Origin of the sequence: Kitasatospora albolonga, assembly GCF_039535905.1 — a bacterium.
In the GTDB taxonomy this organism is placed as follows: Bacteria; Actinomycetota; Actinomycetes; order Streptomycetales; family Streptomycetaceae; genus Kitasatospora; species Kitasatospora albolonga.
Map to the genome: position 1 here is coordinate 71,534 of NZ_BAAAYB010000106.1, position 13,848 is coordinate 85,381.

Annotated in this window: 9 protein-coding genes and 3 pseudogenes; 1 reads left to right on the top strand and 11 read right to left on the bottom strand. The window is 73.0% G+C overall.

Going from position 1 to position 13,848, the window contains the following annotated elements:
* Positions 1-106 precede the first annotated feature (106 nt).
* From ABD946_RS27320 to ABD946_RS42965, 9 genes and pseudogenes are all read right to left on the bottom strand, one after another.
* The gene (locus ABD946_RS27320; protein WP_345287949.1) at positions 107-3,178 is read right to left on the bottom strand and encodes a DNRLRE domain-containing protein; all 3,072 of its coding nucleotides are present in this window, start codon (positions 3,176-3,178) and stop codon (positions 107-109) included.
* 404 nt (positions 3,179-3,582) lie between these two features.
* Positions 3,583-4,587, bottom strand: a complete 1,005-nt coding sequence (meaB, locus tag ABD946_RS27325) for a methylmalonyl Co-A mutase-associated GTPase MeaB (RefSeq protein WP_345287951.1) — start codon at positions 4,585-4,587, stop codon at positions 3,583-3,585.
* A gap of 33 nt (positions 4,588-4,620) precedes the next feature.
* Entirely contained in the window at positions 4,621-6,825 is a 2,205-nt protein-coding gene (gene scpA / locus ABD946_RS27330; protein WP_345287974.1) for a methylmalonyl-CoA mutase, read from the bottom strand.
* Positions 6,825-8,708: a methylmalonyl-CoA mutase family protein gene (locus ABD946_RS27335; RefSeq protein ID WP_345287953.1), complete on the bottom strand. Its 1,884-nt coding sequence runs from the start codon at positions 8,706-8,708 to the stop codon at positions 6,825-6,827. Before ABD946_RS27335 ends, scpA begins: the two co-directional genes overlap by 1 nt.
* Before the next feature lie 134 nt (positions 8,709-8,842).
* The gene (locus tag ABD946_RS27340; RefSeq protein ID WP_345287954.1) at positions 8,843-9,589 is read right to left on the bottom strand and encodes a hypothetical protein; all 747 of its coding nucleotides are present in this window, start codon (positions 9,587-9,589) and stop codon (positions 8,843-8,845) included.
* A gap of 81 nt (positions 9,590-9,670) precedes the next feature.
* The gene (gene tgmB, locus ABD946_RS27345; protein ID WP_345287976.1) at positions 9,671-10,612 is read right to left on the bottom strand and encodes an ATP-grasp ribosomal peptide maturase; all 942 of its coding nucleotides are present in this window, start codon (positions 10,610-10,612) and stop codon (positions 9,671-9,673) included.
* Between the two features lie 23 nt (positions 10,613-10,635).
* Positions 10,636-10,947, bottom strand: coding sequence for a putative ATP-grasp-modified RiPP (tgmA, locus tag ABD946_RS27350; RefSeq protein WP_345287956.1), 312 nt, complete (start codon positions 10,945-10,947; stop codon positions 10,636-10,638).
* 181 nt (positions 10,948-11,128) lie between these two features.
* Positions 11,129-12,250 carry an NAD-dependent epimerase/dehydratase family protein gene (locus ABD946_RS27355; protein WP_345287958.1) on the bottom strand — a complete coding sequence of 374 codons (1,122 nt, stop codon included), beginning with the start codon at positions 12,248-12,250 and terminating at the stop codon, positions 11,129-11,131.
* Positions 12,192-12,386 (bottom strand): annotated as a pseudogene (locus ABD946_RS42965) (hypothetical protein); the annotation flags it as partial. The pseudogene ABD946_RS42965 and the gene ABD946_RS27355, both read right to left, overlap by 59 nt.
* Between ABD946_RS42965 and ABD946_RS27360 the strand changes: the two are divergent.
* Positions 12,315-12,881: a hypothetical protein gene (locus ABD946_RS27360; RefSeq protein WP_345287960.1), complete on the top strand. Its 567-nt coding sequence runs from the start codon at positions 12,315-12,317 to the stop codon at positions 12,879-12,881. The pseudogene ABD946_RS42965 and the gene ABD946_RS27360 overlap by 72 nt on opposite strands.
* A gap of 97 nt (positions 12,882-12,978) precedes the next feature.
* Here the strand turns inward: ABD946_RS27360 and ABD946_RS42970 are convergent.
* Positions 12,979-13,179: pseudogene (locus tag ABD946_RS42970) on the bottom strand (condensation domain-containing protein); the annotation flags it as partial.
* Between the two features lie 256 nt (positions 13,180-13,435).
* Positions 13,436-13,828: pseudogene (locus ABD946_RS42975) on the bottom strand (condensation domain-containing protein); the annotation flags it as partial.
* Between the last annotated feature and the right edge of the window lie 20 nt (positions 13,829-13,848).

The window sequence follows — 13,848 nt, forward strand, 5'->3', positions numbered from 1 at the left end:
ATCTGGACGAGGTCGGAGGAGGGGAGGGAGAGCGAGCGGTAGTCGGAGCCGGTGCCCGAGTCGGGGCCGCCGGCCCACTGCGGGCCGAACGGGGCGACGATCTCCTTCAGCGAGAGGTCGTCGAAGTAGACCTCCTTGCCGTGCCGGCGGCGAAGCCGTTGAACAGCCGGAACCAGGCCTCGGTCGCGTCGGCCGGGACGGCCATGTCGACCGAGAGCTGCTGCCAGCCGTCGGTGAACGAGGCCTTCGGGGAGAGCACGTCCTTGTAGCCGGCCGGGGTCCGGTAGACGCCGTCCAGGCGCAGGCCGAGGTCGCCGCGTTCGGGGTTGAGGCCGGAGGCGGACGGGACGTAGATCCAGCCGGTCAGGCGGTAGGTCCGGCCGGGCTTCATGCCCTGGCCCAGGGTGTACTCCGGGCCGATCGAGGCGTAGGACGCCCAGCTGTTGGAGGGCTTGATCAGCAGAGAGTCGGTGGAGCTGTCGTGGCCGCGCACGGTGGAGCGGGTGACGTCGGCCGGGCCGGCCACGAAGCCGGTCAGGTCGGTGACCTGGCGCTGAGCGGCCGTCAGGCGCTCGCCCTGGGGCTGCCAACCACGGCCGAGGCCGCGCGAGGAGAAGGTGCGCTTGACCGCCATCCCGCTCTCGTTGGCGTCCGTGGCGTCGAAGGTGTAGTCACCGGTGAGCAGGTTGACCGAGCCGGGGCCCACCGTGACGCCGGCGGCGCCGTCGGCGTTCTGGTCCACCGTCATGGTGTTCCAGCCGGTGGCGGTACCGGAGCCGGAGCCGTCCTCGGGGAACATCAGGGCCCGGACCTGGACCACGCCGCCGACGCTGCCGAGGGTGTCGACCACCGTCCAGTTGGCGTGCGTGCCGAGGTCCGCCAGGCGCGGCTTGGGGTCGGTGACCGGGGTGTTGTCCGCCTTGGTGAGGTTGGTGAGCGGCACGTTGTACTCGGTGGCCCCGGGGCCGCGGCGGTACTGGTAGACCACCCGCTTGAGGTCGGCCTGCGCGTCCACCGAGAGCTTCACGCGCTTGGCGGACTGGCTGCCGTCGACCGGCGAGGTCAGACCGGCGCGGCCCACCTGGAAGGCGAAGGTGGTCGCGTCGGAGAGGTTCCCCGCCCGGTCCTTGGCCTGCACGACCAGGGTGTGCTTGCCGTCGGTGGCCGGGGTGATGGAGGTGGTGACGGTCTGGGTGGCGGCGACCGTCACCGGTGCCCCGCCGTCCAGGGAGTGGACGAACCCGATCAGGTCGGTGGTGTTCGCCGGCGGGGTGAAGGTGAACTGGCCCGCCTGTCCGGCCCCGCCGTGCCACAGGCCGTCGGCCGGGTAGGTCGGCGAGGTGACGATGGGCGCGCCGGGCTTGACGGTGTCGACCACGAAGGAGGTGCCGACCCAGCCGGACTGGGAGTTGGCGTCGCTGATCCGGGCCCAGACCGAGTAGCTGCCGCCCTCGTCCAGCGCGGGGACGCTCAGGTCCGAGGGCCGCACCTGGAGGTAGCTGCCGGCCGGGACCGACCGGTAGATGCCGTTGACGAAGGTGGAGCCCTTCCAGAGGTCGATGTTGACGCCCACGGTGCCGCCGTCGGCGTCAGCCGCGAGGACCTGGAACATCGGCGTGGTGGAGCTGGTGTAGGCCGGGTTGCCCGGCACCGACGGCAGTACGTCGACCGAACTCGGCGTCGGCGGGACGGAGTTGTACGTCACCGCGATGTGCGGGACCGCGCCGCCCTCGGTGGAGGAGAACTTCTTCCAGGCGTAGGAGTCCGACTCGTTGTCGGCCTTCAGGCCCAGCGTGCCGTAGTTGTTGCCGTTGCCGGCCCAGTCCGCGGCGAGCTGGGTGATGTTGGCGTTGACCCAGCCGGTGCCGTCGGAGTTGGTGCACTGGTGGCTGTCGGTGCCGGTGTCCACGTCCCGGGTCTCGAAGGAGTACGCGTACTCCCGGCCCCACTGCGGCTGCGAGTTCCACCGGGTCGAGGTGGAGGCGTCGTTGGTGTTCCAGACCTCCCACTCCCTGGCGCTGCAGGAGTACGAGTGGAAGTTGTAGAGGCTGAGGGTGGCCCCCAGGACCTGCTTCCCCTTGAAGCTGGAGATCGGGAACTGCACGAAGGAGCGGGCGATCGAGGATCCGCCGTCGTAGCTGCCGACCTTCAGCTCCGTCGAGGAGGACTGGTCGGTGCCGAAGTTGGTCTGCACGAAGGTGTCGAAGGTGGTGCCGAGCTCCACCACCGGGTCGACCGTGACGGGGAACCGGGTCTTCGGGTCGGCCAGGTACGCCGCGTCCGGGGTGAACACCAGCTCGGCGTCCTTGCCCTGGCCGCGCAGCTCCATCGAGACCGGGCCGCGGTGCAGGTGCTCGCCGGACTTCTCGTCCAGGGCGTCGTCCCACATCACCGGTGCCGGAATCCGGACGGGTGCCTTGTCGGCCGCGGTGGCGACGAGCTCCAGGCCGCCGTCGGGCTTGCGCTCGACGGTGTAGCCGGTGGTGTCCACCGGCAGGGTGAGGGTGCCGGCCTGGGAGACCGCCGAGCGGTCCTTGACGATCAGGTACTGCTCGAAGCCGGTCCGGGTGGCCTCCAGCACCAGGTCGACGCCCGGGCGGGCGTTGACGTAGGTGGCCTTGCTGCCGGACAGCTTGGGCTTGGGCAGCTTGCCCAGCCAGCCGAGCTCGACCTGCCGGGCGCCGTTGCCGACCTTCACCAGGCCGCGCTCGGCGGGCTGCTCGCCCTTGCCGCGTCCGTCGGCCGGGGCACCCGCGGCCTCGGCCGACTCCGACGGGGCCGCGGCGGCGGCACCGGGCAGCGCGTCGCCGCTCTTCACGGCGGCGTCGCCACCGGCGAACTCCAGGCTCTCCGGGTGCGCCTTGGGCGCGACCTTGCCGTCCGGGCGCTCCACCAGCGTGGTGTCGACCGGGACCCAGGCCCCGCCGGACTTCATCCGGACCGGGCCGCTGGCGATGTCCTGGGTGAGGGTCCCCTCGGGGTTGGCCCACAGGGTGGTGTTGGCGGTGCGGGCGCCGGTCACCTCGATGCGGCGCTTGTTCAGCCGGGCCGCCAGCAGCGCTGACGCCTCGTCAGGAGCCTCGTTCACCGAGGCACTTGGCTGCTCGGCGGGCTTCGCGGTGGGCTTGGCGCTCGGCTTCGGAGCGGCCAGGGCGGCCGGCGCGAGCGCGCCCGCCATACCGATTTCCAGCAGAAGGGCGAGTGCGGCCGCGGCGGCGGTGCGCCGTAGCCGGGGTGGTGCGGATATCCGGCCCGGGAAAACGGGATGCGTACTGGATTTCCTTGACAAGACCTCTCCCCGTTGGAGTCGTCAATGATGATCATCAGCTCGTCAGAGCCGGGACAACCTCTCACGGTGGCGGAGGGGGTTCGGGGGATCACGGTCTCGATCCGGCAACGATCAACGGCTCGGGAGCCGCCGGGCGGGCCGTTCGTTCCCATTGGTGGCGCCATGATCATTTAGCGCCCTAGGTCCGATCGGAGCCGATTGCCCGGTATGCCCGACAGGTGGTCATGGAAAAGAGAACTGACGGAGAATCAGATGATTCTCCGTCAGTTCCCTTGCGATCGAACCTGGTTGTGTTAGTGATCTGCCGCTTCCGACGGGGGGCGGAATGCGGCCATGATCCGGTCGGCGGCGGTGGTGGCGGTGAGCGTTCCGTCCCGCACCCGCTGCTCCAGCCCGGGGGTGAGCGCGCGCACCGCCGGGTGGTCGTGCAGCTGGGCCAGCAGCTGGTCGTGGACCATCGACCAGGTCCAGGCGACCTGCTGGTCCCGTCGGCGGGCGGCCAGCGCGCCGACCGCGTCCAGGGTGGTCCGGTGCTGCTCGATCCGCTCCCAGAGCACGTCCAGCCCGGTGCCGTCGCGCCCGCTGCAGGTCAGCACCGGCGGGTTCCAGACCGCGTCCGGTGCCTGCAACAGCCGCAGGGCGCCCGCGAGTTCACGGGCGGCGGCCTTGGCGTCGACCTCGTGCGGGCCGTCCGCCTTGTTCACCGCGACCAGGTCGGCCAGCTCCAGCACGCCCTTCTTGATGCCCTGGAGCTGGTCCCCGGTGCGGGCCAGGGTGAGCAGCAGGAAGGTGTCCACCATGCTGGCCACCGTGGTCTCGGACTGGCCGACGCCCACCGTCTCCACCAGCACCACGTCGTACCCGGCGGCCTCCATCACCACCATGCTCTCCCGGGTGGCCTTGGCCACCCCGCCGAGCGTGCCGGAGGTGGGGGAGGGGCGGACGAAGGCGTTCGGGTCGACCGCCAGGCGCTCCATCCGGGTCTTGTCCCCGAGCACCGAGCCGCCGGTGCGGCTGGAGGTCGGGTCGACCGCGAGCACCGCGACCCGGTGCCCGCGGCCGGTGAGCATGGTGCCCAGCGCCTCGATGAAGGTGGACTTGCCGACGCCCGGCACGCCGGTGATGCCGATCCGCACCGCCTTGCCGCTCGACGGGAGCAGCTCGGCGAGCAACTGCTGGGCCAGCACCCGGTGGTCGGGCCGGATGGACTCCACCAGGGTGATGGCCCGCGCGATGAAGGCGCGCGAGCCGTCACGGACCCCGGCGGCGTACTGCTCGATGTCGATCGTCCGGGCCATCGGGTCAGGCTCCTCCGACCGCCCCGCGAGCGGTCACAGTTCGAGCCCGAGCTCGTCGGCCAGCTTGGTCAGCAGGTCGTACGCGGCCTCCGGGATCACCGTGCCGGGCGGGAAGACCGCGGCGGCACCCGCCTCGTACAGCGCCTCGAAGTCCTGCGGCGGGATGACGCCGCCGACCACGATGGTGATGTCCTCCCGCCCCGCCTCGGCCAGTTCGGCCTTCAGCGCGGGCACCAGGGTGAGGTGACCGGCCGCCAGCGAGGAGACGCCGACGATGTGCACGTCCGCCTCCACCGCCTGCCGGGCCACCTCGGCCGGGGTCTGGAAGAGCGGGCCGACGTCCACCGTGAAGCCCAGGTCGGCGAAGGCGGTCGCGATCACCTTCTGGCCGCGGTCGTGGCCGTCCTGGCCCATCTTGGCGACCAGGATGCGCGGCCGCCGCCCCTCCGCCGTCTCGAACCGCTCCACCAGCTCGCGGGTGCGGTCCACGGAGCCCGACTGTCCTGCCTCGTCCCGGTACACACCGGAGATGGTACGGATCTGGCCCGAGTGGCGCCCGTACACCGCCTCCAGGGCGTCCGAGATCTCGCCGACCGTGGCCATCGCCCGGGCCGCGTCCACCGCCAGGGCGAGCAGGTTCCCCTCCAGCCCGCCGCCCGCGCGGGCGCCTTCGCGCGCCGAGGCGGTCAGCGCGGCCAGCGCGGCCTGGCAGGCCGCCTCGTCCCGCTCGGCACGCAGCCGGCGCAGCTTCTCGATCTGCTGGGCCCGCACCGCCGAGTTGTCGACCTTGAGCACCTCGATCTGCTCGTCCGCCGCTACCCGGTACTTGTTGACCCCGATCACCGGCTGGCGGCCGGAGTCGATCCGCGCCTGGGTGCGGGCGGCGGCCTCCTCCACCCGGAGCTTGGGGATGCCCGCGTCGATCGCCTTCGCCATCCCGCCGGCCGCCTCCACCTCCTGGATGTGCTGCCAGGCGCGCGCGGCCAGGTCGTGGGTCAGCCGCTCGACGTACGCGCTGCCGCCCCAGGGGTCGATCACCCGGGTGGTGCCGGACTCCTGCTGGAGCATCAGCTGGGTGTTGCGGGCGATCCGGGCCGAGAAGTCGGTCGGCAGCGCCAGCGCCTCGTCCAGGGCGTTGGTGTGCAGCGACTGGGTGTGCCCCTGGGTCGCCGCCATCGCCTCCACGCAGGTGCGGGTCACGTTGTTGAACACGTCCTGGGCGGTCAGCGACCAGCCCGAGGTCTGCGAATGGGTGCGCAGGGAGAGGGACTTGGGGTTCTTCGGGTCGAACTGCTTCACCAGCTTGGCCCAGAGCAGCCGGGCCGCGCGCAGCTTGGCGACCTCCATGAAGAAGTTCATCCCGATCGCCCAGAAGAACGACAGGCGCGGCGCGAAGGCGTCCACGTCCAGCCCCGCCTCCAGCCCGGCGCGCAGGTACTCCACGCCGTCGGCCAGGGTGTACGCCAGCTCCAGGTCGGCCGTGGCCCCGGCCTCCTGGATGTGGTAGCCCGAGATGGAGATCGAGTTGTACCGGGGCATCTTCTGCGAGGTGTACGCGAAGATGTCCGAGATGATCCGCATCGAGGGCTGCGGCGGGTAGATGTAGGTGTTGCGGACCATGAACTCCTTGAGGATGTCGTTCTGGATGGTCCCCGCCAGCTTCTCGGGCGGCACCCCCTGCTCCTCGGCCGCCACGATGTACAGCGCCAGCACGGGCAGCACCGCGCCGTTCATCGTCATCGACACCGACATCCTGTCCAGCGGGATGCCGTCGAACAGCTGGCGCATGTCGTAGATGGAGTCGATGGCCACGCCCGCCATGCCGACGTCACCGGTCACCCGGGGGTGGTCGCTGTCGTAGCCGCGGTGGGTCGGCAGGTCGAAGGCGACCGACAGGCCCTTCTGACCCGCCGCCAGGTTCCGCCGGTAGAAGGCGTTGGACTCCTCGGCGGTGGAGAACCCGGCGTACTGGCGCACCGTCCACGGCTGGTTCACGTACATCGTCGGGTACGGCCCGCGCAGGTACGGGGCCGCGCCCGGGTAGGTGCCCAGGAAGTCCAGGCCCTCCAGGTCGGCGGCGGTGTAGAGCGGCTTGACGCCGATGCCCTCCGGGGTCTCCCAGAGCTGCTCCTCGACGTCCTTGCCGGTCGCCTCCCGCCAGGCCTCCCGCCACTGGGCGTCGGTCGGGGCCGCCGGGGCCGCCTCCTGGTCGAGGCCGATCTCCGTGAAGTCAGGGATCACCGGTCCGCTCCGTTCTCTTCCTCGGACCCGCCGATGAGGTCGTCCAGCAGCGAGGTCAGCAGGGCGACGGCGTCGCCGCCCGCGTACACGAACTCGTCCACCCCGGCCGCCCGCAGGGCCTCGCCCAGCTCGCCGGGACGGCCGGCCAGCAGCACCCGCCGGGCCCCGGCCGCCTTCAGCGCGCCGGCCACCTCGACGGCCCGCTCCGCGTACACCTTGTCGCTGGAGCAGAGGCAGACCACCTCCGCGCCCGCGACGTCGTCACCCGTCACGGTCACCGTCTCGATGCCGCCGGCCTGGAACAGGTTGGCCGCGAAGGTCAGCCGCGCGGTGTGCGCAGCGGCCGGGCCGAGCGCGGCCAGCGCCAGCCGGGGCCGGGCCCCGGTCGCCGCCAGGTGGGCATCCGAACGGGCCCGCAGCGCCTCGTAGGCACCCGCCAGCCGGACCCGGGGAAGGCCCCCGCCGGCGGGGGCGGGCAGCGGCTCGCGCACCAGCGGCTGCTCCCCGAGGTTGGGGAACTCGCTGACGCCGGTGACCGGTTGCCGCCGCTTGGCCAGCGCCACCTGACGTTCCGCCCAGGTCGCGGCGATCCGCCCGCCGACGGTGCCGTCGGCCAGCGCGGCCCGCAGGCCGCCGGCCCGCTCGATCTCCTGGAACCACGCCCAGGCGCTGCGCGCCAGCTCCTCCGTCAACTGCTCCACGTACCAGGAGCCGCCGGCCGGGTCGATCACCCGGGCCAGGTGGGACTCCTCCAGCAGCACCGACTGGGTGTTGCGGGCGATCCGCCGCGCGAACGCGTCCGGGCGGCCCACCGCGCTGTCGAACGGCAGCACGCTGACCGCGTCCGCGCCGCCGACCCCGGCGGCCAGGCAGGCCACGGTGGTGCGCAGCATGTTCACCCACGGGTCCCGCTCGGTCATCATCACGGCCGAGGTCACGGCGTGCTGGCGCTGCGCGGTGTGCGCGGCCGCGCCGGAGACCTCGGTGACGCGGGACCAGAGACGGCGCGCGGCGCGGAACTTGGCGATGGACAGGAACTGGTCCGCGTCCGCCGCGTAGCGGAACTCCAGCTGCCCGCAGGCGGCGTCGACGTCGAGGCCGGCCTCGGTGAGCGCCCGCAGGTAGGCGACACCGGTCGCCAGCGAACAGCCCAGCTCCTGGGCGGGGGAGGCCCCGGCCTCGTGGTACGGCAGGGCGTCCACCACCAGGGCGCGCAGCCCGGGGTACTCCGCCTCGCAGCGGGCCGCCAGCGCGGCGGCCTCCGCGAGCTGCGCGTCGGTGTCGACGTCCCGGCCGGTGCGGGCCAGCAGGCCCAGCGGGTCCGCCCCGAGGTTGCCGGTGGCGGCCGCGGCCGGGACGCCGCGTTCCTGGAGGACGCGGAGGAACTGCTCGGCCGCCGCGCCGAATTCGGCTCCGGCGTCCAGGGCCACTCCGGCCAGGTCGAGGTACACGCCGTCCAGGGCCCGCGCCAGCCCCTCCACCGGCAGCCCGGTGGCACCCAGCTCCAGCCAGAGCGAGGTCACCCCGTTCTCCAGGTCGGCGAGCACCGCCTCGTTGGCCTTGGCGGGGTCGGGCTCGGCGTGCCGCTGGCGCACGTCCCAGCCGGACACCGCCGTACCCTGCGGCCGTCCGGCCCGGACGAACGGGGCGAAGCCCGGATGGCCGGCGGCCTCGGCGGCAGCCGCGCCGTCCTCGGCGGTGTACAGCGGACGGACTCGGAGTCCGTCCTGAAGCTCGGTGGAGAGCGCCTCCTCCGCCTGTGCTCCGGAGACGTCCGCGCCGGACTTGCGCAGGACGCCTTCGACCAGGTGTTGCCACCGCTCGCGGGAAGTCTCCGGGAACTCGGCGGCCAGAGGGAGCCCTTGGGGCAGGACCGTCATAGCCGAAGGTTAATGCCCGTTAGCCGACGATCATCAGATGGCGGGGGTGTGACCTTGACCTCGCTGCACTCCACGCGCCCCCCAGTGCCTCGGAGGCCCTCCCGGGGCGCCCCGAAGGCCCGTCACGCCCGGGGTCACCGCTCGAAGACCACGGCGTCCCCGAAGACGGTCCAGAGCGACGCGGGCGTCAGGGCACCGTAGACCTCGAGGTCGAGGTACCCGCGGGTGCCGGCGCTGGTGCCGACGCCGAGGTGGAGCCGCTGGTTGCCACTGCCCTGGTGGAACGTCAGCTCCCACCTGCCGGTCAGGGAGGCCGGATCGCCCGGCTTCGGGTCCTGCAAGGTTTCGGTGAACGTGCCGTCGGCCCGCACCTCCAGGAGCTCGCCCCGGCTGCCGTGCCACTCCCCGAGCACGGCGGAGGGCGAGGGATCGGAGCGCCGCCAGGGCAGCTCGGCGCCCACGGCGAGGGCGCCCCAGGGCGTGCCGGCGAGCAGCAGCACCGCGCCGCCGAGCGCGACGGCGGTGCGGCGCCGCCCGTCGTACCGCCGCAGGTGGAGCCCCGCCATCAGCCCGGCCTGCAGCGGCCAGAGCACCGCCAGCGGCACCGCCACCACCGTCCAGGCCAGCCGCTGGACCGACCCGCGCTCCAGTGCCGCGTCGTCGATCCCGGCCCACACCAGCCAGAAGACCCAGGGCAGGCTCGCGCACACGTAGGGGTAGAGACCCCAGGTGTCCCGCAGTCCGTACGGGCCGAGGAACTCGATGACGCTCCAGAGTCCGAAGGCCAGCACGTACAGCATGATCTCGAGGTAGAGGACCCCCGTCAGCAGCCCGACCCGGAACCGCCCGGGAGCCCCGCCCGCCCGCACCTCGTCGCCCACCCGTTCCACTGTGCCCCCTCGGCATCGCGTTCGGGAAGGACGGACGCCCAGACCCCCTCCGGGGTTCCGTCGCGGGCCGGTTCACGCCCGGGGGCAGTGCTGGAGGTGGTCGGCGATGGCGTGGGCGATCGAGTCGGTGACCGCATCGGGTTGCCACGCCCACTGTCCGTTGGGGTTGCACTCGAGGAAGTACCAGTCACCAGCGGTCGTGACGGCGAAGTCGAAGGCTCCGTACACGAGCTGACAGGTTGCGAGGTAGGCGAGGACCGAGTGCGCGACCTGTTCGGGGACCTCGACCGGAATGCACTCCATCCGGGACTGGCGCTGCCGCCAGTCGAGGTCGGGGCTGTCGATCCGGACCGCGAACAGCCGGCTGCCGACAGCCGTCAGTCGCACGTCGAATTCCTTCTCCACCTTGGCTTGGAAAAGGTGGGGGCAGGCGGAAACGGCGGCCGTGATCTCGTTCGCACGGACCTCCCGCACCCATACCTGCTGCGGTTTCTCGTCAACTAGGTACGGGGTGTTCCACAACGGCTTGTAGACCGCTCCACCGGCCTGCTCGGCGATGAAGTCCCGCGCTCGAAAAGGGTCATTGGTGATCAGGGTGTCGGGCACCGGGAAGCCGCTGCGCTGTGCGGTGGCGAGTTGGAACGGCTTGTACTCCGCTGCCCGGTTGCTCCACGGGTGATTCACGTAGTGGGCCCCGGGGAGCGAGGCCAGAATGCCGCCGACGCCCCATGAGGACTGCGATCCGGCGAACCTGCGGTCCTGGTCGTTCAGTTCGCCCGGGCCGTCGAACGGAGAGGGGCGGCGGGTCCAGACCGAGCGGACCCCGGTGAGGTCGAGTTCCCTGCTCGGCGTCCGCAAGGTGCCGAGCTGACCGCCCGTGCGGTACGTGGCGGTCAGCGCGGCACCGGTGTGCAGGTCGGCGCCGGGGTCCAGACGGACCACCGGCACCTGACGTTCCGCCAGGATGCGCAGGACGAGGTCCGCAGTCACGTCATGGCGATTGGTCAGCACCAGCGTCGCGCCGAGTGGGCCTGTTGTCACCGGCCGTGGCTGTGGTCGTGGTCCGAGTCGTAGTCCGAGTCGGAGCTGCTGTCGGAGTCGGAGCTGTCCGGACCACTCGTGCTGGTGGAGTCCGTCGTGCTGCTGCTGACGTTGGTGCTGGTGGAGTTCGAGGGACTGTCGGCGGCCAGGTGGCGACCGAGCTCGACCGTGCGGCCGGCTTCGTCGATGATCACGGCGATCTGGGTCTCGGGGTCGATCACCGGGGTGAGCACGCGGATGGTGCTGGTCTCGGCGTACGGCGCCATGCGGGTGGTGCCCCAGGGGGCGTCGTGGTCTCGCGTTTCCATGGTTCGACTCCCATTCTTCCGACTGTTCGTACGGAATTCCCCCCCTCCGATCGGAAGGGGAAACAGGCGGATGGCGACGGCGCATTGGTGCGTGCCACGGCACCGTCGGCCACCACAACTGTGGTACCACGCTTTGAAAGGTATGCACAAGATGCTTTTATGGAAAGGGAGTTGATGACGATCAGCGGGTCATGGCGGCCAGGACGGTGCGCCAGTCCTCGCCCGGTTCGGGGTGGAGGAGGTCGGTGAGGGCTTCGGCGCCGTAGTGCCAGGGGCGGAGGAGTTCCGGGTCGGGGGTGTCGGTGAGGGTGGCGGTGGAGGAGGAGTCGAGGAGGCGGATCAGTTCGGCGCCGAAGTCGGCCCAGGAGACGTGGCCGGTCACGGCGTTGACGATCCGTCCGGGGGCGGTGCCGGACGCGCAGGCGACCACGGCGCGGGCCAGGGCGGCGGAGTGCACCCAGGAGGCGCCGTGCCAGGCGTGGCCGCCGGTGCCGGGGGCGGGGAGCACCAGGGGGCGGCCGGCCAGGGCGGCCTGGTAGAGCTCGCCGGTGGAGCCCCAGCGGAGCTGGTCGCGCAGGCGCCGCTGCGGCCCCCAGACGATCGGCGGCCGGACCACGGTGCCGGTGCGGCTGCCCGAGGAACGGTCCAACAGCAGCTGCTCGCAGGTGAGTTTGGCCCGCCCGTACGGGGTGACCGGCTCGGTGGCGGGGGCGCCCTCGGGGACCTCGGTGGAGGCGGGGCGGCCGTACGCGTCGGTGCTGCTGACGAAGACGAAGCCGCCGTCGGTCCAGCCGTCCAGCAGGGCCCGCATGGCGGCGAGGTCGGTCTCGTGGTCGGTGAAGGTGCAGGCGGCGTGGATCACCGCGTCCACCCCCTCGACCGCGCGGCGCAGGCTGTCCGGGTCGGTGAGGTCGCCCTCGGCGACCTGGACGCCGTCCAGGGCGACCAGGTGGGCGGACTCCGGCCGGGCCAGGGCGCGCACCGGCCGCCCCTGGGCCAGCAGTTCCTGGAGGACCGCGGCGCCGACGCCCCCGGTGGCGCCGGTGAGCAGGACCGTCCCCGTGCGGGTGGCCGTGGTCCGCGGTCCGGTGGTCCGAGCCGCGAGGGTGCGGCGCTCCTGCTCGCGCTCGGCGAGCAGGGCGCTGAGCGCGAGCGGGGTGCGCCGTTCGAGGATGTCCAGGGCCGGTGAGCGGAAGGCCGGTGCGGCCGCGCAGGCGTTCGGCGAGCTGGACGGCCAGGAGGGAGTGGCCGCCGAGCACGAAGAAGTCCGCGTCGGGGTCGGGGCGGCTGCCGAGCAGCTCACCGAAGGCGGTGCGGACCGCGTCCAGCGGCCCGGCCACCGGGGCCGGGGCGGCCGGAGGGGTGAGGTGGGCCTCCGTGCCCGGGAGGCGGGCGAGGTCCGGCGCGCCGTCGGCGGTGCGGGGCAGGGCGTCCACCACCGTGACGGTGGCCGGGGTCTGGGCGGGCGTCAGGCGTCGGCGCCGCCGCATTTCGAGGCGCAGCGCGCCGCCGCTCGGGGCCAGCGGGCCGCGCACGGTGACGTACGCGAGGGTGGGCAGGCCCTCGGCGGTGACCACGGCGGCGTCGGTGATCCAGGGATCGGCCAACAGCACTGCCACCGCTGGATGTTGAGCCGGTGCGGGAGGCGGAGTGGGGGGCGGCGTGGTGAGCGGCCCGCCGGGGAGCGCGCCGAGCCGGCGGGCGGGGTCGGCGGCCACCGCTTCCAGCACCGCCGCGAAGGCGGTGAGCAGCCGCTCGCCGGTGGCCCGGTCCAGGGCGTCGGTGTCGTGCTGGACCAGGCAGCGCGGCTCGGGCCCGTCCTCGACCAGCAGTCCGAGGCCGAACTTGGCCAGACCGAGCTCGACGTGGACGGCCTCGGCGGTGAGCCCCCGGCAGCCGCAGCGGGGCGACCGGCTGGACCAGGTCGCAGGTGACGTTGAGCAGGGCGCCGCCGTCCGCGCCGCGGGCCTCGGGGCCCAGCCGCTCCACCACCAGGTCGAAGGGCAGGTCGTGGTGGTGCTGCGCGTCGAGCAGTGCGGTGCGGACCCGGTCGAGCGCCTCGGTGAACTCCGGGTCGCCGCCCAGATCGGTGCGGACGGCCAGGGTGTTGACGCCGAGGCCGACCAGGCGGCGCAGTTCGGGGCGGGCGCGGTGGCCGCTGGCGAGGCCGACGGTGAGGTCCCGCTCGCCGGTGGCGCGGTGCAGGGTGGCCAGCGCGGCGGCGAGCACCACCGTGTAGAGGGTGGCGCCGTGTCCGGTGGCCAGGCGGCGCAGCCCGTCGAGGGTCCCCCGGGCCGAGCGGCGCGCTGTGCAGCGCGGCGGTGCCGGCGCGCGGACCGCCGGGCACCGGCCGCAGCAGCGGCAGCGGACGGGCCCCGGCCAGCCGTGCCGCGAGGGTCGCGGCCACGGCGGCGAACTCCGGGTCGCGGGCCCGCTCCCAGCGGGCGAAGTCGGCGTACCGGAGCGGGAGTTCGGGCAGATCGGCGGGGGTGCCGGTGCGTGCGGCGGTGTACAGGGCGGCCAGGTCGGCGGTGAGCAGCGGCAGGCTGGAGCCGTCGACGGCGATGTGGTGCACCGTCAGGAGGAGGGTGTGGTCCTCGGGCCCGTGCCGCAGGACCAGGGCGCGCAGCACCGGGCCGGTCGCGAGGTCGAAGGGGCGGGAGGCTTCGGCCCTCAGGAGCGCGGGCGAGGCCTCGGCCGCGCGGACCTCGACGGGGACGGGCGCGGTCGGCAGCACCTCCTGGTAGGGCTCCGTCTCCCCGTCGCCGGGCGGCTGGACGTAGCGGGTGCGCAGGACGGCGTGCCGTTCGGTGAGGGCGGTCAGCGCGGCGCCCAGTGCCTCGGTGTCGAGCGGGCCGCGCAGCCGGGCCGCCACCGGCACGTGGTACCGGGCGCCGCCCT

What these genes read in the sequence shown, in the direction of transcription:
- ABD946_RS27320 (WP_345287949.1), bottom strand. Translation starts at nt 3,178, where the DNA reads ATGGCGGGCGCGCTCGCGCCGGCCGCCCTGGCCGCTCCGAAGCCGAGC.
- meaB (WP_345287951.1), bottom strand. Translation starts at nt 4,587, where the DNA reads ATGGCCCGGACGATCGACATCGAGCAGTACGCCGCCGGGGTCCGTGAC.
- ABD946_RS27335 (WP_345287953.1), bottom strand. Translation starts at nt 8,708, where the DNA reads ATGACGGTCCTGCCCCAAGGGCTCCCTCTGGCCGCCGAGTTCCCGGAG.
- tgmA (WP_345287956.1), bottom strand. Translation starts at nt 10,947, where the DNA reads ATGGAAACGCGAGACCACGACGCCCCCTGGGGCACCACCCGCATGGCG.